Origin of the sequence: Sphingobium sp. B10D7B (genome assembly GCF_025961955.1) — a bacterium.
Classification (GTDB): domain Bacteria; phylum Pseudomonadota; class Alphaproteobacteria; order Sphingomonadales; family Sphingomonadaceae; genus Sphingobium.
The window spans coordinates 2,814,289-2,834,554 of record NZ_JAOQOQ010000001.1; the positions used below are offsets into that span (position 1 = coordinate 2,814,289).

Here is a 20,266-nt window from a genome sequence, read left to right on the forward strand (position 1 = left end):
CTCTCCATAAAAAGCGAAAGCCCCGGCCGAGGTCGGGGCTTTCAGGATTTTGATCAGAAGACGACCCGTGCGCCCATGCGGTAACGACGCCCGACATTGTCGTAGTAGACGGCGTTGTTGTTGCCGTTCCAGTAGGGCGGCGGCATCACGTCGAACAGGTTGTAGACGTTGGCGAACAGCTCAACCTTCTTGCTGCCTTCGCTCATCAGATCGAACGTCACACCGATGTTCGTGTAGAAGCGCGACGGCACGCGGTTGGTGTTGATGCTGTTGGGCAGGGTGATGCTGTAACCGGCATCTTCCGGGCCGATCAGCGTCGCATCATATTTACCGCTCGAGAGATAGCGGCCCTGCAGGTTCACACCCAGGCGACCCATATCGAGGCTCACCATGCCATCAAGGATCCAGGACGGGATACCGGACGCGCTGTTGTCCCCGGCGCGATCGATGCCCGGCAGGGCGCTGTTGGTGAAGTCGATCGTGTGGGTGGCGAGCAGCCGGAAATCGACCGAACGCTCACCGCCGAACGGCAGGTTGTAGCCTGCCTCGAAGTCGACGCCGCGCAGCTGCTGACGATTGAGGTTCAGGAAGAGAACCGAAATCGTGTCCACGAAGTTGTTGGCGTCCCGCTGGACCAGCGAGCAGACATCGGCAGCACCGGTCGTGTTGCAGGTGTTGAGGATGACCTGCGCCGACAGCGTAGCAATCGCGTCGTTGATGCGGATGTTATAATAGTCCGCGGAGAAGCGCAGGCCCTGCAATGCGCCCTGCGGCTGCAGGGTAAAGCCAGCAGTGAACGTATTGGCCGTTTCCGGACGCAGCCGGACATTGCCGCCGGTAAGCACGTTCATGAACTTCTCGGCGCCCTTGACCGTGTCATAGAACACGCCGACCCCGCTGACGGGCGTCGTGAACAGCTCGGACGTGTTGGGCGCACGGAAGTCGCGCGAGTAGGTCGTCCGCAGCATCGCCCAGTTGACCGGCTTGTAGGTCGCGCCGACCTTCCACGTGGTGGCGTTGAACGTGTTGCTGCCTGCGGCGCCTTCATTCTTGTAATGAGCCTGGCGGATCGCACCGTTCAGGTCCAGCGAACCGACGGCGCTCTCGCGCAGCAAGGGCACGCCCAGTTCGACATAGCCTTCGACAACGCTGGTGTTACCGGCCGACGGCGTCTGGTTGAACACGTAGAAGCCGTTGGCGGCCGAAATCGGATCGACCCTGATGTCGAGCGTGTTGCGACGCCCTTCCACACCGACCGCGAAGGCGACCGGGCCGGCCCAGGTCTCAAACGGCGTGCCGTTGATGTTCACAGCGCCAGCAAGCTGGGTGTACTTGTTGTCCTGCCAGGTGGTGCCGAAGGCGTAGTTCTTCGCGGCCTGCGAATATTGGCCCTGACCCAGGATGTTGAGCGCGACGCACGACGGATCGTTATTGTTGGGATTGCTGTCCGCATTGATCCGGCAGATCGGGCCATTGGGGCCGGCCACCGCGTCGACGGCATTGGCGTAGCGCGCATTGATGCGATTGTTGATGGTGTTCTGCTTATAGGCCGTCTCACCATATTGCGCATGGGCATCCCACGACCAGCCGCCGCCCAGATCGCCCTGTGCGCCGCCGACGATGCGATAGGTGTCGCGGATCGACGTGCTGTCCATGCGGCCGAAGTCGACGCCGAGCTTGCCGACGCTGATCGCGGCGATGCCATTGTTCTGCATCGTGGTGCGGATGGCGGCGGGCAGGAAGGGATTGTCGACGGCAATGTTGGAAGCCGCGCGAATTTCCGGGCCCCGCGTGAAGCCATCGACATGGCCGTAGCTGCCTTCGAGGAAGGCGGTGAAGGCTGGCGAGAACTCATATTCCAGATGCGCGAAGGTGTTGTAGCGCGTCACCGGGATGGAAAGGAGCGGATCGTCGAAGAAGGCGTTGAGGCCTTCGCCCGAGCCGCCCTGCTGGAAGAGACCGCTGGCGTTCTGGCCGTAGACGAACTGCGTGGGCGAGCCATTGGGGCCGAACTGAATGCCGTCCAACACACCGCCGCGTGCCGGCGTGGACGTGCCTGCGCCATTGATGGTCGCAGTGATAAGGCCGCCCGGGGTCAGCGTCGCGGTGCGCATGCCGGTGATGATGTTGTGAGCGGGACGACCGCCGAGGCCCGGCACGTTGGTCAGGTCGCCGACTTCATTGCCGCAGAAATCGCGGGTGTAGCAGCCGCCGGTGCCTTCGTCCTTGTTGTACTCGGCGCCGAAGATGAAGCGACCGCGATCATCGGCGAAGCGCTTGCCCGCGCCGATCTGCCAGAAATACTGGTCGCCATCGCCGCGATCGGTCACGCCGTAGCCGGCCGTCGCCTTGAGGCCATCGAGACGGGTGTCGAGACGCAGGTTGATGACGCCCGAGACAGCGTCCGAACCATAAGCAGCCGACGCGCCGCCGGTGACGATTTCCGTGCTGCGGATCAGCAGGGTCGGCATCATGTTGAGGTCGATGCTGCCGGTCGAGGTGCTGGGCGTGAAGCGCCGGCCATCGAGCAGCACCAGCGTGCGCGAGGCACCGAGACCGCGCAGATCCGAGATGCGGGCGCCGGCATTGGCCGGGAAGATGTTCTGCGTGTTCGGCGTGCTGGACGGCCGGAAGGACGGCAGCTGGGCCAGCGCCTCACCGACGGTGGGCGACGAGATCTTTGCGATCCGGTCCGCATCCATCACCGTGACCGGCGTCGGCGCGGTAAAGCCGGTGGCGCTTAGGCGCGTGCCGGTAACCACGATGCTTTCGGCGTCGGCCTCATCGGCCTGGGGCGCGTCCTGCGCCATCGCCGGCACGCTTGCCGCCACCGCACAGATTGCTGCCGTGATCAGCAGAGAATCGCGCAATCCGCGCGTTTTGGCTGAGACTCGCTCGTTCATAACATCCCCTCTTTCGGACAATTGCGCCCGCCTCCCTGGCGAGCATGCTCGATTCAATCGATTGCAGACCATTATCTGCCAAATGTTGTTGAGATGTCAATATATGATGTAGAAACTTCAACAAATAGCCCGCACGCTAGCGGCAGATTTTCGTGCTTTCCGTTGAAATCACGCCAATTTTCCGAGCCGGAATTTTCGGTCAACGGCCATTATTTGTCGGCGTAATTGGAGGCGGGACGGCATCAAGCTGTCACGATCACCGCCGAGCCGCCGGGATCGTTAATTCGCGCGTAGATAAAAGCCAACCCGGAGGCTCGCGGCCTCTGGGAATTTAGCAAGATACCCGTGCGTAGCTTATGCCGATCTCATTCCCACTCGATCGTGCCCGGCGGCTTGCTGGTATAGTCGTACACCACCCGGTTGATACCCTGCACCTCGTTGATGATCCGCGTCGCCACGCGGCTGAGGAAGGCGGCGTCGAAGGGGTAGATGTCGGCCGTCATGCCGTCGGTGGAGGTTACCGCCCGCAGGGCGAGGACATTGTCGTAGGTCCGCCCGTCGCCCATCACGCCGACGCTGCGCACTGGCAGCAGTACTGCGAAAGCCTGCCAGATCGCGTCATAGAGCCCGGCGTTACGGATTTCCTCGAGGTAGATGGCGTCCGCCTTGCGCAGCACGTCGCAGCGCTCTTGGGTCACCTCACCGGGGATGCGGATCGCGAGGCCGGGCCCAGGGAAGGGATGGCGGCCGACGAAGATGTCCGGCAGACCAAGCTCGCGGCCCAGATCGCGCACTTCATCCTTGAAGAGTTCGCGCAGCGGCTCGACCAGCTTCATGTTCATGCGCTCAGGCAGGCCGCCGACATTGTGATGGCTCTTGATCGTCACACTCGGCCCGCCGGTGAACGAGACGCTCTCGATCACGTCCGGGTAGAGCGTGCCCTGCGCGAGGAAATCCGCGCCGCCGATCTTGCGGGCTTCCTCCTCGAACAGGTCGATGAACGCCTTGCCGATGAACTTGCGCTTGGCTTCCGGATCGGTGACGCCGGCGAGGCCGCCGAGGAAGGTCTCGCTCGCATCCACATGCACCAGCGGGATGTTGTAATGCCCCCGGAATAGGCTGACGACCTGCTCGGCCTCGGCGTGGCGCATCAGGCCGTGATCGACGAATACGCAGGTCAGCTGCTCGCCGATCGCCTCATGGATCAGCACCGCGGCAACCGCTGAATCCACGCCGCCGGACAGGCCGCAGATCACCCGGCCCGAGCCGACCTGCTCGCGGATTTCCTTGATCTTTGTCGCGCGGAATTCCGCCATCGTCCAGTCGCCGGCACAGCCGCAGACATGGCGCACGAAATTGGCGATCAGCTTGCCGCCGTCGGGCGTATGCACCACCTCGGGGTGGAACTGGGTGCCATAATAGCGCTTCTCGTCATTGGCGATGAGCGCGAAGGGCGCGCCGTCCGATGTCGCCACGATGCGGAAACCGGGCGCGAACTTGGTCACCTTGTCGCCATGGCTCATCCACACCTGATGGCGCTCGCCCGTCTCCCACAGTCCGTCGAACAGCACGCAGGGCTCGGTGACGGTAAGGAAGGCGCGGCCGAACTCGCCGCCCTCGCCCGTCTCATGGCCGGGCCGCACTTCACCACCGAGCTGGTGGCTCATCACTTGCTGGCCATAGCAGATGCCGAGGATCGGCAGACCGCTCTCGAACAGCTCCTGCGGCGCGCGCGGGCTGCCCTCGTCGCACACGCTGGCGGGCGAACCGGAGAGAATGATGCCGCGCGGCTTCATCCGCTGGAAGGCGGCCAGCGCCTGTGTGAAGGGGGCGATCTCGGAATAGACCCCGGCTTCGCGCACGCGACGCGCAATGAGCTGCGTCACCTGGCTGCCGAAGTCGACGATGAGGATGGAATCGGGGTGAGCTGAGGAATGTGCTGACATGGGCAGCGGATAAGACGGGCAGGCTGGCCTGTCCAGCCTGTCCGCATGCCCCGTCAGCCGAAGGTGACGCAGTCTACCCGGCCATCGTCCCAGATGCAGCGGAAACTGCGCAGGCGGCCTTCGCCGGCCCTGAAGTTCGACCGCATGCTCAGCGTGCCGGTCACATCCCAGCCGGAACCGAACGGCCGCGCGCCGGTGATGTCCCGCACCTCGGCATAATTGCCATCGCGCGAGGCCTGATCGCGCGCCGCGATGGCGCAGGCGTCGACCGCCGCGTCTTCATCGTCCAGCGCCTGACCCGCGGGGCGCCCATCATAGCCGTCGTCATAGCGGTCATTGCGATAGTCGCCGGCGCGATCATCATAGCGCGGGTCATAGCCGCGATCGCCCGGCCGGCGCGTGGGATAGCGGTCCGCATCGCGCTGCCTGGCAGCCGCCGTCGCGATCGCTGCGATCAGCCCGACGCCGATGATCGCGCCGATGACGGCGCCGCTATTGTCATGACCGCGATGATGGCGCGGATACCGATCCCAGCGGCCATCATAGCCGCGCGCAGAGGCGGGCGCCGCAGAGCCCATGACCATCGCCCCGGCCGCAGCGGCCAAGGCAAGTTTGGAGTGAACGTTCATCGGCGGATCGCTTCCTGGCAACACCGGCAACAGCATCGCCGGCGAGAGCGTTATCGCACCGGGCCGATGAGCGCGGGCTGAATAGCGGCCGAGCCCACATTGGCGCTCTCTGTGGGCGCGCTGGAGCGGTCAGGCCGCTGCCGTAGCGTCAGGCCGGTCCAATAGGCCGCGAAGCTGTACATATCCGCATATTCGTCCACGATTTTGTCGGTCGGGCGATTGATGCCGTGGCCTGTGCCGGTATCCACGCGAATCAGCCTTGGCCTTCCGCCGAGCGGCGCCGCCTGCAGGGCTGCGGCATATTTGAAGCTGTGGCCGGGCACCACGCGGTCGTCGCTATCCGCCGTGGTCACGAGAATGGCGGGATAGTCCGCCTCACTGCGGATATTGTGATAGGGCGAGTAAGCAAGCAGCGTGCGGAAATCCGCCTCCCGGTCGGGCCGGCCATAATCGTCCACCCAAAAGGCGCCAGCCGTGAACTGGTCGAACCGCAGCATGTCCATCACGCCGACACCGGGCAGGGCGGCGGCGAACAGGTCGGGCCGCTGATTGACCACGGCCCCCACCAGCAGACCGCCATTGGAGCGCCCCTCGATGGCCAGCTGGTTGGCGCCGGTATAGCCCTGGGCTTTGAGATATTCGGCCGCTGCGATGAAATCATCGAAGGTCGTCTGCTTGTTGGCGCCCCGCCCGGCATCGTACCAGGCCTTGCCGAACTCCCCGCCGCCCCGCACGCCGGCAATGGCGAGCACGCCGCCCTGCTCGACCCAGGCAAAGCGGGTGGGCGAGAAGCTGGGCGTTTGCGCGACATTGAAGCCACCATAGCCATAGAGCAGCGTCGGCGCCGGCATGCCCGCGCGGGCGAGATCGCGCCGCCGCACGATGAACATCGGCACCGCCGTCCCATCGCGCGCGGGGTAGAAGACCTGCTCCGTCACATAATCCGCCGGATCGAAGCCGAGCGCGGAGCGGGCGAAGATGCTGGTTTCGCCGGTTTCGACATTGAAGCGGTAGATCGTCGGCGGCTGGGTAAAGCTGGAGAAGGCGTAGAAAGTTTCCGGATCACCGGGCCGGCCGCTGAAGCCGGCGGCTGCGCCCAGCCCGGGCAGCGGCACATCGCCCTGACGCTTGCCGGCGAGATCCGTGATTTCCGCGACGATCCGCCCATCCACGATGTAGGCGAGCACGAGCCGGCCCCCGATCATCGAGCCACCGGCCAGCGTCTGCGCCCGCTCCGCGACGACCTCGACCGGGCGGCGGCGCGGATGGCCGGCATCGATGGTCACGATCCGTCCGTTGGGCGCCTTTGCATCCGTGCGGAAATAGAGCCGATCGCCAAGCTGGCCGATCATCTGCCACGCATTGCGCAGTCCCCGCACCAGCGTCACGGGCCGGGCGTCCGGCACGGTCAGCGGGATCAGCACCAGTTCGGCGGTCTGTTCGGTCCCCATCTTCGAGCTGATCAGCAGCCAGCGACCGTCCGCCGTCACCTCGGCGCGGTGAAGCAGCCGGGGCCGATCCGGCCTGGCATAGACCAGCCGGTCCTGCGCCTGCTCGGTGCCCAGCGCGTGGAACCAGACCTGCTGGTTCTCGAACGAGGGATCACGCCCGCCCTCAGTCGGCGCGGCAAAGCGCGCATAATAAAAGCCGTTGCCCTCGTGATTCCAGGCCAGCGCCGAATAGCGCACCCAGGCCACCTGGTCAGGCATCAGCGCGCCGCTCTCGACATCCAGCACCCGCACGGTCCGCCAGTCGCTGCCCCGCTCCTGAAGCGCCAGCAGCAGCGCCCGCCCGTCCCGCGAAGGCAGCCACTCGGCGAGCGCAACCGCGCCATCGGTGGAGAGCCTGTTGGGGTCGATCAGCAGACGCTCCGCCCCATTCACGCCCTCGCGCATATAGATGGGCGAAAAATTCTCGCCCTTGCTGCGCGTATAGAAATAGCGCTCGCCGGCCTTGCGGGGATTCCCGAAGCGCTCAAAGCCATGCAGCGTGGCCATGCGGGCACGCAACGCCTCCCGGCCCGGCAAGGATTCGAGGTAGCGGAAGGTCGTCTCATTCTCCGCCGCAATCCACGCCTGCACATCGGCATCGTGGCGCGGGTCGCCCTCCAGCCAGCGATAGGGATCGGCAACGGGCACGCCAAAATGCGTCTCGGTCAGGTCGAGGCGGCGGGCTTGCGGGTAGCTAAGCGCCGGCAGGCGGGGGGCGGGGCCGGTCCGCAGCAAGCCCGGCTTAGCGGCAGAATCCACGGCCAGACCCGCGGCTGCGTCCGTCGTGATGACGACGGCGGCGTCCTCGGCCGCAGCAGCGCCCGGCTGCGCCTGCGCAGGCAGCGTCAGGAAAGCCAGCAGCAGGGCGGCAACAGGCAGGCGAAAGGAAACGGCCAACATCCTCAATGCCCTTGGGAAAACGGGCTTGCGGCGCGCGATAGCCCTGCGGCAGCCCGCGTGCAATGGCGGAGCACAGGGCGGTGAACTCTCTGGGGGCTGGGGTGTTGTGTGAGGGGGGACGGACACGGAGCACCAGCATGACCCTGAAGGCCCTCGCCCTCAACTGCACCCTGAAAGCCGATAGCAGCGAACCCTCATCGACGGACGCGATGATCGCGGTTCTGGCGGACGCCTTCGCCGAACATGATGTGACACTGAGCGAAACCGTGCGCGTCGCCGCGCTCAACATTCTCCCCGGCGTCACCTCCGATGAAGGCAAGGGCGATGATTGGCCAGCCCTGCGCGAGAAAATCCTGGCACACGACATCCTGATCTTCGGCGGGCCGATCTGGATGGGGCAGATCTCCAGCATCGCCAAGCGCGTGCTGGAGCGGATGGATGCTTTTCTGAGCGAAACGGACGATGCGGGCCGGATGCCGAGCTATGGCAAAGTCGCCGTCGCCGCCATTGTCGGCAATGAGGATGGCGCCCATTTCTCCAGCGCGCAGCTCTTCCAGGCGATGAACGATGTCGGCTGGACGATCCCCGCCGTCGCCGCCTGCTATTGGGTGGGCGAGGCGATGGGGAGCACGGATTTCAAGGACCTCAAGTCGACACCCAAACCGGTGACCAAGACCGCCGGCATGGTGGCATCCAATGCCGCGCACCTCGCCGGCCTGCTCAAGGACAGCCCCTACCCCGGCTGACCACGACCCCGGCTGACAGGCCGGACGCCAGCCGTCAGCTCGGCCGGCATTTCAGCCGCGAGCGGCTTGCCACGCCGCCGCTCCTGCCGCACATTCGCGCGGGACAGGGAGCGGGGGCAAGGTGGCGACATCATCGCAAGAGAGTGAAGCAACCGGGCAGCACGGCGATGGCGACCCTGCCACGACCGCGCGCTCGCCTCTCAAGATCTGGGCATTGCGCGCGCTCGGCCTGGCCGGCGCAGCGCTGGTCTGGCTCACGCTGGGCGACGCGCAGGGTCTGTCGTCGGAGGGCCGCTGGGTCGCCGCGGTCGCGACGTTGATGGCGCTCTGGTGGATCACCGAGGCCGCGCCGATCGCCGTTACTGCGCTGCTGCCGATCCTGCTCTTCCCCATGGCGAGCGACCGCAGCGTGGCGCAGGTCGCCGCGCCTTACGCCAGCCCGATCATCTTCCTGTTCCTCGGCGGCTTTCTGCTCGCCATCGCCATGCAGAAATGGCAGCTCCACCGCCGCGTCGCGTTGCTCACGCTCCGCCGGGTCGGCACCAGCCCGCGCCAGATCGTGCTGGGCCTGATGCTGACGACGGGCTTTGTCTCCATGTGGGTCTCCAACACGGCGGCAACCCTCATGATGCTGCCGATTGCCTTCTCCGTTCTCACGCTGGTCTGTGATCGCCGCGACGAAACCGGCGCGCTCGCCTGCGATGGCGCATCCGCCGTGGCACCCAGGGAGCTCGCCAATTTCGGCGCCTGCCTGATGCTCGCCATTGCCTGGTCATCCAGCATGGGCGGCGTGGGCACGCTGCTCGGCAGCCCGCCCAATGCCATCGTGGCCGGCTATATCGAGAAGGAACTGGGCCGGCAGGTCGATTTCCTGAACTGGATGCTGGTCGGCGTGCCGATTGCCTTCAGCTTCATTCTCATTGCGTGGGTGCTGATGACGCGGGTCTTCTATCGGTTCACCTTCGGCGAGGTGCCGGGCGGCCGCGCGCTCATTGACCGGGAGCTGGCCGGCCTCGGCCGGTTCAGCCGCAGCGAACTGCTGGTGACCCTCGTCTTCTGTTGCGCGGTCTTCTTCTGGGTCGTGCCCGGCGTGGTCGGCGCCATTCTCGGCAGCAAGGCCGATCTTGGCTGGTTCGGGCGCCTCGATGACAACGCCATTGCACTCGCCGCCGGCCTGGCGCTGTTCCTGCTGCCGGGGGAGGGCCGAGGGCAGATGCTGCTCGACTGGAAGGGTGCCGAAAGCGGCGTGCCCTGGGGCGTGCTGGTGCTGTTCGGCGGCGGCCTGAGCCTTGCCGGGGAGGTTGTCGCCAGCGGGCTCGATGGCTGGCTGGGTGCGCAAGTGAGCGGCCTTGGTATGCTGCCGATCCTGCTCCTCGTCATCGCCGTCGTGACGCTCATCGTCTTCCTCAGCGAAGTGACCAGCAACACGGCCACCGCCGCCACCTTCATTCCCGTGCTGGGCGCCGTCGCGCTCGGCATCGGCGCGGATCAGATGACCTTGCTCATCCCCGCAGCCTTCGCCGCCACGCTCGCCTTCATGCTGCCGGTCGGCACCCCGCCTAATGCCATCGTGTTCGGCACCGGGGCCGTCACCATGGGGCAGATGGTCCGCGGCGGCTTCATCCTGAACCTCGTCGGGATCGTGCTCATCACCTTCTTCTGCTGGCTGCTCGGCGGCGTCGCGCTCGGCCTGCGCTTCTAACCGAAGGCGAGGCTGAGCTGGGGCGTCTCGTCCGGCTCTTCACGTTCGGGATCGATGAGGTTTGAGAGCCCGAGCCCCAGCAACCGCGCGCCGACCGGCAGCGGCAGTTGCGCGCGGAGCAGATCGGCGCCGATCGCGAACAGATCTTCCGCATCGCCCGGTGGCGCGGGCAGCGAGCGTGAGCGGGTGAGGATGCGAAAATCCCCCAGCTTGATCTTGAGCGTAACGGTGCGCCCCAAGGCCCGGCTCGCGGTGACCCGGCTCCACAGGCGCGCGGCGATCTTCTCCAGCTCCGCCAGCAACAGGCCTTCCGCGCCGATGTCGCTGGCGAAGGTATCTTCCACGCTGATCGACTTGCGCGACTCCCGATCGCGCACCGGGCGCTCGTCCAGCCCGCGCGCCGCGCCGAAGTAAAAGGCCGCCGCCTTGCCGAAATGGCGCTGCAGCGCCGGCAGCGGCCACTCTTTGAGGTCCGCGCCGCTGTGAATGCCCAGCGCGGCCATGCGCCGCGCCGTCACCGGGCCGACGCCATGAATGCGCGACACCGGCATCGCCGCCATGAACGCCTCGGCCTCATCGGGCCGCACGACGCACAGGCCATCGGGCTTGTTCTGGTCCGATGCGAGCTTGGCGATCAGCTTGTTGCACGAAACGCCGGCCGAGGCGGTCAGCCCCGTCTCCTCGCGAATCATTCGCCGGATTTCCTGCGCGACATAAGTGGCGGAGGCGACGCCCGGCTTGTTGCGCGTCACATCGAGATAGGCCTCGTCCAGCGAGAGCGGCTGGATGATGTCGGTAAAGCGCTCGAAGATCGCGCGGATTTGCTGGGAGACCGCGCGATAGGCCTCGAAGCGCGGTCGCACGAAGATGAGCTCCGGGCACAGCCGGCGCGCCTTGCCGCCCGGCATCGCCGAGCGCACGCCAAACACGCGCGCCTCATAGCTCGCCGCCGCCACCACGCCGCGCGGCCCGCCGCCGCCGACAGCCACCGGCAAGCCGCGCAGCGCCGGATCGTCGCGCTGCTCGACCGACGCATAAAAGGCGTCCATATCGATATGGATGATCTTGCGATCCTGCTCGGGCGTCTGCGCCATGCTCCCTGTTATGCCATGGCAACCGCGCGAACGAAAGAGGAACGAAGCATGGACCTGAATGTGACTGAGATCGATGGCGCCTGCCATTGCGGCACGGTGCGCTTTCACGTGCGCCTGAAGGACGGCCTGCGCTCGGCGCGCCGCTGCACCTGCTCATATTGCCGGATGCGCGGCGCCATCGCCGTCTCCGCCCGGATCGAAGACCTGCAGGTGACGGCTGGCGAGGAATCGCTGCGCTGCTACACCTTCAACAGCGGGATCGCGCAGCACCATTTCTGCGGAACCTGCGGCATCTACACCCATCACCGGCGCCGCTCGAACCCCCAAGAATATGGCGTCAATGTCGCCTGCCTGTCGGGCATCAGCCCGTTCGACTTTGCCGAGGTGATCGTGAATGACGGGGTGTCGCATCCCTCCGACACCGGCGTCGCGCGGATCGCGGGTGTGTTGCGGTTCATCCCGGCGGACGGGGCCTAGCTCGGCGGCGTGGGCGAACTCCAAGGTTGGTGGAACGGCGGCGCTTGCCCCGTTTTTCCGCAAGCCATCTGTCCGGACCAGACGACATTGCTGTCATCGGAGCACAGTCTGGGGCAGCCTGATCTCGTGCGTTGCGGCCAGAAGGTTCAAAGGCGTGAAACCAATTGCCTCATAAAATGCCGCGCCCCTTGCCGTCTCCGTGCGGAGGCGCACCTCCGTCCAGTTAGCCTCGGCCATTCTAAGGATGTGGGCCAACAATTTACGCCCAACACCGAGGCGGCGATAGTCAGGTGCTACGTAAAGGTGGCGAAGTCGTGCTCGACCAGCTGCCGGCTCATAGGGTTCGTCGTTAAGACCACCTATCGCCGCTAACCTTCCCCCAACAAATCCACCCACGAACAATTCACCGGGAGCATCGAAACGGTTGGTACCGCGCGCCCACTCATCGATGAGTCTATTTATAAATGGGAAGCCCTCGCGCATTGCTTCCTCAGCAAGGTCATCGATATTCGTTTGATCGAGGGAGATGGCGTCGATGCAGATGTCCATGGCAGCACCGTAAATAGTGAGGAGCGGCAGCTTCCGCACTCCCATTCAGCCGTTAGTCGCGTATTCTAGACCGCTTAATAGCGGACAATCCATCCGGGCGATATTCTCTGCGCGTCCTAGGCACCACCGCCGAGCTTCAAGGCCTTCAGCGCCGCGAAGGGGCCGGCGTCTTCCTCGCTCAGCACGCCCAGCGCGCGCAGCTTGGCGTCGGCATCCGGCACGCGGGGATAGGGATCGAGGTTCAGGAACAGCGTCTGCGCAACCGTTTCGCCGAGATCGATTCGCTCGTCCTCCAGCGGGAGGATATCGCAATCCTCCTCGCGCAGTTCGATCTCTTCGGCGTCGCTCTCGCCGTTCTCGTCGAGACCGCGCACGAATCGCACGTCCATCGGCACGTCGAGCTCTGCGGGGACATCCTCGTCGGTTGCGACGCAGGCCTGCACCAGCGAGGCGCGCACGCGCCCGGTCACCCGGCAGCCACCGGCATCCGGCACGACATGCGCCTGCGCCTCCAGCCGATCGAGGCTGCGCAGGCCAAAGCGGCGCGCGAGCGCGGCCCGCTCTGCGGCATCGGCCTCGACGGTGCGGTCCCGCCGCCCGTCGCCCAGTTCGTTGAGGCGCAGAATGCGGGAAAATTCCGGCGCGGCGCCTGACGTCGCTTCGCTCACGGCATCACCCCCGCAACTGGCCGGCCAGCAGCGCGCCGCGGCTGCATGCGTTGATCGTCGCGGCCAGCATGCGTACCTGTGCTTCGACATAGGCCAGCGCATCCGCCGCCGGCGCCTCGCCGCGATAGAGGTTGCGCACCAGCGCCTCGCTCAATGAAGCCTCGCCCTGCAAGCTGGCGCGATAGGCGGCAAGCCGGCCACCGAGCGCGCCGACCATGCGGCCGATCTGCTTGCCCACCACCACATCGCCAAAGCCGATCTGGCGGATCTGCCCATCCATATCGTCGATGAACAGCTCGGTCAGCCGCGCCGAATCGTTGGTGGCCTCCAGCGCCTCGAGTCGCAGCAGCACCAGCGAGAGGACCAGCGCCACCATGTCGAATCGGCCATCCAGCGTGTCCGCCACCTCGCCTTCCATATACCAATGCGGCTCCCGCGCCGTCGCGACGACGGCCTCGTACAGCGGGCGCAGATAGGCGCGATCATCCTTGCGGGAAAACAGAGTGGATAAGAGGCTCATGCTCGGTTCAGCTTTGCGGCGGCACAGGAAAGCGCGGACGGGACCGATCAACCATTGGCCCGCGCCAGCACTTGCATATTGATTGCGGCGGCTGGCAATGCAATGGGCGGGTTGGGCGATGCGACGCTTTTTTGATTGGATGTCCGGTTTTTGACCGCATGATTGGCAGGAGACGAGAATGCAGCGTGGCTTGAGGCGGCCGTTTCTGGTCGTGGGCGCAGCGGCCGTCCTTCTGCTGGCGGGCGGCTGCACGCGCATCCGCGCGCATCAGGGCTTCATGATCGACGATCTGATCGTGAGTTCGGTGCTGCCAGGCGTGGACAACAAGGCGTCCGTCGAAGGCGCGCTGGGTCGTCCGACCTTCGTCTCCCAGTTCGGCCCGGAGCGCTGGTATTATGTGGCGCGCGACACCCGCTCGCTGGCCTTCGCCTCGCCGCGCCCGACCGCGCAGACGCTGGTGACCGTGCAGTTCGATGCCAATGGCAATGTCGCGACGATCGATCGCAATGCAACGCTCGATCAGGTCGCCAATATCTCGCCGACCGGCGCCACGACGCCGACGCTCGGTCGCAAGCGCAGCCTGTTCGACGAAATCTTCGGCAATATCGGCGCGGTTGGCGCCGGCGGGGCCGGAGCGGCAGGGCCGTCTCAGTAATTCAGCCCCGCAGGCCCGTCGTCATCCGGCGCCGGTTCGTGCGCCCGGCGGACTGGTTTAGCTTGCATTAACCGAGTCATCGCTTCAAATCGTCCCATAGCGGGAGCGTGGTCATGCAGCATATTGGCGATCTGCAGCCGCTCGAGCGGACTTACGCGCGACGGACTGAGACAGTCGGCCATTACAAGGCCAGCCGGAGCCGCTGGCGATTCGCCATCGGGTCGCTGGAGATCGGCTTCGACCGCGCGAGCGAGCAGCTTCACGCGCGAAGCGGTGTGGATGCCCGGCCCGGCATTGCCCAAAAGCTCCTGATCGCGGCAGGCATGGTCAGCATCTCATTGCTGGTGATTGCCCTGGCCGGCTGGCTATGGTCGGCACGCGGGCCGATCTGGGGTGGCGAGACGGTATCGGCCGCGATCATCGATCATCCGCCCCGCTCGACCGAAAGCGAAGATGCAGCGCCCGCCGGCCAGCAGCCGACCCTGATTCCCGCCGAACGCCCCGCGCCGTTTCTCTCCGCCGTGATTGAAAAGCGCGCGACGGCCCCCGCTTTTGCACCGGCGAAACAGGCCACCGTGCCGATCGCGCAGGGCCAGGCGATTGCGCCCAAGTCCGATGACGCGCCGACGCTGCCCAGCGCCACCCCGGATGAGGCGATCGTGCAGTCCGGAAACTTCCTGCTGATCCCGGCCGTCGATCGCGCCGTGGGCCTCGCGCTGAAGAGCGGCGATGCGCAGAACTGGATGGCCGGCTCCTATCACGGCATCGTGGTGGTCGGCGACGCCGTGGCCCAGGACGGCAAATCCTGCCGGGACGGCACGATCCTGCTGCGCGACGGCACCATCAAAGGCCGCACCCAGACCTTCCAGCGCTGCCTGTAAGGCCCAGGGAGCGCTGCGCGGCCAGTTCAGCCGGCGGCGCTCACCCGATCCCGATCACGATCAGCGCGCGATTCCGCCAGCAGCCAGAACGGCCAGCGTCACCAACTCAGACGCGGTCGAGGCCATCGTCGCCACCTGCACCGGCTGGTTCAGTCCGAGCAGCACCGGCCCGATGACCGAGTCGCCGCCCAGTTCCCGCAGCAGCTTTGCCGAGAGATTGGCCGACTGCAGGCCGGGCATGATCAGCACATTGGCCGGGCCGGACAGGCGGCAGAACGGATAATTCGCCATGACGCGCCGGTTGAGCGCCACGTCGGGCGCCATCTCGCCTTCATATTCGAAGTCCACCTCCATGCCGTCGAGGATCTGGACCGCGCCGCGAATATTATCGAGCCAGTTGCCGTGCGGATTGCCGAAGGTGGAGTAGGAGAGGAAAGCCACGCGCGGCTCATGACCCATGCGCCGGGCGAGCGCGGCGGATTCGATGGCGATATGCGCCAGCTCTGCGGAATTCGGCCGCTCGTTGACGGTGGTATCCGCCATGAACACGGTGTGGCTGCGCCCGACGAGGATATGCATGCCGAACAACGTGCGGTCCTCGGCGGGGTCGAGCACGCGCCGCAGTTCGCGCATCGTCTGCGCGTAGGTCCGAGTGACGCCGGTGATCATCGCGTCCGCCTCACCCATTTGCAGCAGCAGCGCGCCGAAGATGTTGCGATCGCGGTTGACCATGCGTTCACAATCGCGGCGGAGGTAGCCACGGCGCTGCAGGCGCTCGTACAGCATGTCGACCATGCGCGGCACGAGCGGCGAATTGACGCTGTTATACAGCTCGTAGCTCTCGGGATCGCGCACGCCGAGATCGCGCAGGCGATCATAGACATCCTGCCGGCCGACCAGCACCGGGGTGCCATAGCCGCCATCGCGGAACTGGATCGCGGCGCGCAGCACCACTTCTTCCTCCGCCTCGGCAAAGACGACCCGCTTGGGGCTGGCCTTGGCGCCTTCATAAGCTAGGGTCAGCACGGAGGTGGTGGGATTGAGACGCGCCCGCAGCGACTGGCGATAGGCGTCCATATCCTCAATGGGCCGCTGCGCGACGCCTGACTCCATCGCCGCCTGCGCCACAGCCGCCGGCACCACCTCCATCAGGCGCGGATCGAAGGGGGCAGGAATAATGTAATCGGCGCCGAAGCTGTGCTTGGTGCCATAGGCCAAAGCGACTTCCTCGGGCACCTGCTGGCGGGCGAGCTCGGCAATGGCCTGCGCCGCCGCGATCTTCATCGCCTCGTTGATCGCCGTCGCGCGCACGTCCAGCGCGCCGCGGAAGATGAAGGGGAAGCCCAGGACATTGTTGACCTGATTGGGATAGTCCGAGCGGCCCGTGGCGATGATCGCATCCGGGCGCGCGGCCTTGGCCACCGGCGGCAGGATCTCCGGATCGGGATTGGCCATGGCGAAGAGGATCGGCCGTGGCTTCATCTCGTTGATCCATTCGGGCTTCAGCGCGTCCTTGGCGGAGAGGCCCAGGAAGATATCGGCATCCTTCAGCGCCTCGTGCAGGGTCCGCGCCTCGGTGCGGGCGGCATGGGCGGACTTGAACTGGTCCATGCCATGGGTGCGGCCCTGATAGATCACGCCCTCGCGGTCGCACATGATCACATTGTCATGCGCCACGCCCATCGCCTTGATCAGCTCGGTGCAGGCGATGGCCGCCGCGCCGGCACCATTCACGACGACCTTGGTCTCGCGAATGTCGCGCCCGGTCAGGAAACAGGCGTTGATGAGGCCGGCGGCGCAGATGATCGCGGTGCCATGCTGGTCGTCATGCATGACCGGAATGTTCATGCGCTCCTTGAGCGCCGCCTCGATCATGAAGCATTCGGGCGCCTTGATGTCCTCAAGGTTTATGCCGCCGAAGCTCGGCTCCAGCAGCGCCACCGCATCGATGAACGCCTGCGGGTCTTCGGTGTTCAGCTCCAGATCGATCGCGTCGACATCGGCGAAGCGCTTAAACAGCACCGCCTTGCCTTCCATCACCGGCTTGGAGGCGAGCGCGCCGAGATTGCCCATGCCGAGAATCGCCGTGCCGTTGGAGATGACCGCGACCAGATTGCCCTTGGCGGTATAGTCATAGGCCTTGGCCGCATCGTCAGCGATGGCCTGCACGGGCACCGCGACGCCGGGCGAATAAGCCAGCGCCAGATCGCGCTGCGTCGCCATCGGCTTGGAGGCGATAATCTCGATCTTGCCGGGCCGCCCGAAGGAATGGAAGAGCAGCGCCTCGCGCTCGGAGAATTCGATGGCGGCTTTATCGGTCATCAGCAGGGTTCCTCGGCAATTGGGAACGCCCTAGCGACTTTCCGCCCGGCTCCACAAGAGGCGAGGTACGAACAACCCGTGGATGAAACGCCACCGCGGCTTTTCGAGATCGAAAGCCCCTGCTAACGCAACCGCGTGACCAGTCTGCCAGCCAAATCCTCCAAAGCCAGCGCCGCATCCGGCGGCCCCACGCCGATGATGGCGCAATATCTTGCGCTCAAGGCCGAGGCCGGGGGCGACCTGCTGTTCTATCGCATGGGCGACTTCTTCGAGCTGTTCTTCGAGGACGCCAGGACCGCCGCCGCCGTTCTCGACATCGCGCTCACCACGCGCGGCGAACATGAGGGCGAGCCGATCCCGATGTGCGGGGTGCCGGTGCACAGTGCCGAGGGCTATCTGGCGCGACTCATCAAGGCCGGGCTGCGCGTTGCCATCGCCGAGCAGACCGAGACACCCGAGCAGGCCAAGGCGCGCGGATCGAAGGCGCTGGTCGGCCGCGCCATTGTGCGCTTCGTCACCGCCGGCACGCTGACCGAGGATGCGCTGCTGGACAGCCGCCGCGCCAATCTGCTCGCCGCCGTGGGGGAAGCCGCCGGCCAATATGCCGTCGCCGCCGCCGACATCTCCACCGGCCGGCTGGACGTGGTGGCTGTGGATGCCGGCGGCATCGAGGCGGAACTGGCGCGGATCAACGCGAGCGAAGTCATCGCGCGGCCGGGACTCGCCGATCGGCTGACCGGCGCCCTCCCCTTCGAGAATCGCGGCTTCGATAGCGCCCGGGCGGAAGCGGACATCTGCCGGCAGTTCGGCGTGAAGACGGTGGAGAGCTTCGGCAGCTTCTCGCGCGCGGAGCTCTCCGCGCTGGGGGGCCTGCTCGGCTACCTGGAGCATGTCGGCAAGGGGCGTATGCCCTTCCTCGCCGCGCCGGTGCGGGCCGGCGCGCAGGATCATCTCGCCATCGACCCGGCCACGCGCGAGAGCCTGGAAATTGTGACGACGGCCAGCGGGCAGCGCGCCGGCAGCCTGCTCGCCACCGTGGACCGCACCGTGACGGGCGCCGGCGCGCGCCTGCTTGCGGCAGACCTCTCCGCGCCTTTGATGGACCGCACCAAGGTGGAAGCGCGACTCGATCTGGTGCGCTGGTTCCATGATGACGGGCCGCTGCGCGAGCTGGTCCGCACCCGCCTGCGCGCCTTGCCGGATTTGAGCCGCGCGCTCGGCCGTGTCGCCATCGGCCGGGGCAGCCCGCGCGATCTGGGGCAATTGCGCGATGGCCTCGACGGCGGCCGTGCGCTGCGCGAGCGGCTGGGCGCGCGGCCCGACCGACCGACCCTGCTCGACGATCTGCTGCCATCGCTCGATGGTCATGGCGCTCTCGTCGATCAACTGACGCGCGCCCTCGTACCCGCCCCGCCGACGGAAGCGGCGCATGGCGGCTATATCGCCGATGGTTATGATGCCGCGCTGGACGAGCTGCGCCGCATGGCCGGCGACGGCCGCCGCGCCATTGCCGCGCTCGAAGCGCGCTATCGCGAGCAGACCGGTATCTCCGCGCTGAAGATCCGCCACAATGGCGTGCTCGGCTATCATGTCGAGGTACCCGCCCGTCACGCCGACCAGCTCATGGCCAATGACAGCGGCTTTACCCATCGCCAGACGCTGGCGGGAGTCGTGCGGTTCAACTCGGTGGACCTGCACGAGCAGGCTAGCCGGGTCACGCAGGCCGGCGCCCATGCGCTTGCGGCCGAAGCGGCGCATTTCGAGGAACTGGTGACGCTGGTGATGGACAGCCGCACCGCCATCGCGCGCACGGCGGACGCCCTCGCCCGCATCGACGTGGCGGCGGCTCTGGCCGAGCGCGCCGTCGAAGGTGGCTGGAGCCGGCCGGTCTTCGCCGAAGAACCGTGCATCGCCATCGAGGGCGGGCGCCATCCGGTGGTGGAGGCCGCGCTGGCGAAGGACGGCACCAGCTTCGTCGCCAATGACTGCACGCTCACGCCGGACAATCGGCTGTGGCTGGTGACCGGCCCCAATATGGGCGGTAAATCGACCTTCTTGCGCCAGAACGCGCTGATCGTCATTCTCGCGCAGGCCGGCAGCTTCGTGCCCGCACGCGCCGCCCGCCTCGGGCTGGTGGACCGCCTGTTCAGCCGTGTCGGCGCCTCGGACAATCTGGCCCGCGGGCGCTCGACCTTCATGGTCGAGATGATCGAGACCGCCGCGATCCTTGCGCAGGCGACCGAGCGCAGCTTCGTGATCCTCGATGAAGTGGGGCGCGGCACGTCGACTTATGACGGCCTCGCCATCGCCTGGGCGGTCGTGGAAGCGATCCACGACAGCAATGCCTGCCGCTGCATGTTCGCCACCCATTATCACGAGCTGACGCGCCTGGCCGAGCGCCTCGGCGCCCTTTCGCTCCACCATGTTCGCGCGCGGGAATGGAATGGCGATCTGGTGCTGCTGCACGAGCTGTCCGAAGGCCCGGCCGACCGCAGCTACGGCATCGCGGTGGCACGGCTTGCGGGCTTGCCCGCGCCGGTGTTGGCCCGCGCCAAGGCCGTGCTCGGCAAGCTGGAAGCAGGCAAGGCGCAGACCGGCGGAATCGCGGCGGGGCTCGATGACCTGCCGCTGTTCGCCGCAACGCTCTCCGCCGCACCGGAGGTCGCCACCGACCCGCTGCGCGACCGGCTGGACGCCATCGACGCCGATACGCTCAGTCCGCGCGAGGCGCTCGACCTCATCTACCAGCTCAAGCAGATCGCCACCGCGCCCACCGCCTGAGCC

Annotated in this window: 15 protein-coding genes; 6 read left to right on the top strand and 9 right to left on the bottom strand. The window is 66.3% G+C overall.

The genetic code is table 11. The annotated features are described in order from the left end of the window. Window positions 1-53: 53 nt before the first annotated feature. From M2331_RS13260 to M2331_RS13275, 4 genes are all read right to left on the bottom strand, one after another. Window positions 54-2,903: a TonB-dependent receptor domain-containing protein gene (locus M2331_RS13260; RefSeq protein WP_181560711.1), complete on the bottom strand. Its 2,850-nt coding sequence runs from the start codon at window positions 2,901-2,903 to the stop codon at window positions 54-56. A 365-nt stretch (window positions 2,904-3,268) separates the two neighbouring features. Continuing rightward, complete coding sequence (guaA, locus tag M2331_RS13265; RefSeq protein ID WP_181560712.1) at window positions 3,269-4,849, bottom strand: glutamine-hydrolyzing GMP synthase; 1,581 nt, start codon at window positions 4,847-4,849, stop codon at window positions 3,269-3,271. A 53-nt stretch (window positions 4,850-4,902) separates the two neighbouring features. Next, on the bottom strand, window positions 4,903-5,478 hold the full coding sequence (locus tag M2331_RS13270; RefSeq protein ID WP_181560713.1) for a hypothetical protein: 576 nt from the start codon (window positions 5,476-5,478) through the stop codon (window positions 4,903-4,905). A 50-nt stretch (window positions 5,479-5,528) separates the two neighbouring features. Continuing rightward, the gene (locus M2331_RS13275) at window positions 5,529-7,868 is read right to left on the bottom strand and encodes a prolyl oligopeptidase family serine peptidase (protein ID WP_181560714.1); all 2,340 of its coding nucleotides are present in this window, start codon (window positions 7,866-7,868) and stop codon (window positions 5,529-5,531) included. A gap of 137 nt (window positions 7,869-8,005) precedes the next feature. On the opposite strand from M2331_RS13275, the gene M2331_RS13280 reads away from it, so the two are divergent. Both M2331_RS13280 and M2331_RS13285 read left to right on the top strand, forming a co-directional pair. Further along, window positions 8,006-8,614 carry a flavodoxin family protein gene (locus tag M2331_RS13280; protein WP_181560715.1) on the top strand — a complete coding sequence of 203 codons (609 nt, stop codon included), beginning with the start codon at window positions 8,006-8,008 and terminating at the stop codon, window positions 8,612-8,614. Window positions 8,615-8,735: 121 nt separating this feature from the next. After that, complete coding sequence (locus M2331_RS13285) at window positions 8,736-10,316, top strand: SLC13 family permease (protein ID WP_181560716.1); 1,581 nt, start codon at window positions 8,736-8,738, stop codon at window positions 10,314-10,316. Here M2331_RS13285 and dinB read toward each other — a convergent pair. Beyond that, window positions 10,313-11,410: a DNA polymerase IV gene (dinB, locus tag M2331_RS13290; protein WP_181560717.1), complete on the bottom strand. Its 1,098-nt coding sequence runs from the start codon at window positions 11,408-11,410 to the stop codon at window positions 10,313-10,315. The genes M2331_RS13285 and dinB overlap by 4 nt on opposite strands. A gap of 48 nt (window positions 11,411-11,458) precedes the next feature. Here dinB and M2331_RS13295 point away from each other — a divergent pair, with 48 nt between their 5' ends. Further along, window positions 11,459-11,887, top strand: a complete 429-nt coding sequence (locus M2331_RS13295; protein ID WP_181560718.1) for a GFA family protein — start codon at window positions 11,459-11,461, stop codon at window positions 11,885-11,887. A 93-nt stretch (window positions 11,888-11,980) separates the two neighbouring features. Here the strand turns inward: M2331_RS13295 and M2331_RS13300 are convergent, their stop codons facing one another. From M2331_RS13300 to M2331_RS13310, 3 genes are all read right to left on the bottom strand, one after another. Then, window positions 11,981-12,436: a GNAT family N-acetyltransferase gene (locus M2331_RS13300; protein WP_181560719.1), complete on the bottom strand. Its 456-nt coding sequence runs from the start codon at window positions 12,434-12,436 to the stop codon at window positions 11,981-11,983. Window positions 12,437-12,552: 116 nt separating this feature from the next. Then, complete coding sequence (locus tag M2331_RS13305) at window positions 12,553-13,104, bottom strand: YceD family protein (RefSeq protein WP_264592397.1); 552 nt, start codon at window positions 13,102-13,104, stop codon at window positions 12,553-12,555. 4 nt (window positions 13,105-13,108) lie between these two features. Continuing rightward, window positions 13,109-13,624, bottom strand: a complete 516-nt coding sequence (locus tag M2331_RS13310) for a ubiquinol-cytochrome C chaperone family protein (RefSeq protein ID WP_181560721.1) — start codon at window positions 13,622-13,624, stop codon at window positions 13,109-13,111. Between the two features lie 178 nt (window positions 13,625-13,802). Here M2331_RS13310 and M2331_RS13315 point away from each other — a divergent pair, with 178 nt between their 5' ends. Continuing rightward, window positions 13,803-14,279 (top strand): outer membrane protein assembly factor BamE, encoded by a 477-nt coding sequence (locus M2331_RS13315; protein ID WP_181560722.1) that lies wholly within the window; start codon window positions 13,803-13,805, stop codon window positions 14,277-14,279. 113 nt (window positions 14,280-14,392) lie between these two features. Then, a complete protein-coding gene (locus M2331_RS13320) occupies window positions 14,393-15,160 on the top strand; it encodes a hypothetical protein (protein ID WP_181560723.1) in 768 nt (255 codons plus the stop codon). A gap of 60 nt (window positions 15,161-15,220) precedes the next feature. Here M2331_RS13320 and M2331_RS13325 read toward each other — a convergent pair whose 3' ends face one another. Further along, window positions 15,221-17,482: an NADP-dependent malic enzyme gene (locus M2331_RS13325; RefSeq protein WP_181560724.1), complete on the bottom strand. Its 2,262-nt coding sequence runs from the start codon at window positions 17,480-17,482 to the stop codon at window positions 15,221-15,223. A gap of 195 nt (window positions 17,483-17,677) precedes the next feature. Between M2331_RS13325 and mutS the strand changes: the two genes are divergently transcribed. Next, complete coding sequence (gene mutS / locus M2331_RS13330; RefSeq protein WP_181561530.1) at window positions 17,678-20,263, top strand: DNA mismatch repair protein MutS; 2,586 nt, start codon at window positions 17,678-17,680, stop codon at window positions 20,261-20,263. The last annotated feature ends 3 nt before the right edge of the window (window positions 20,264-20,266 follow it).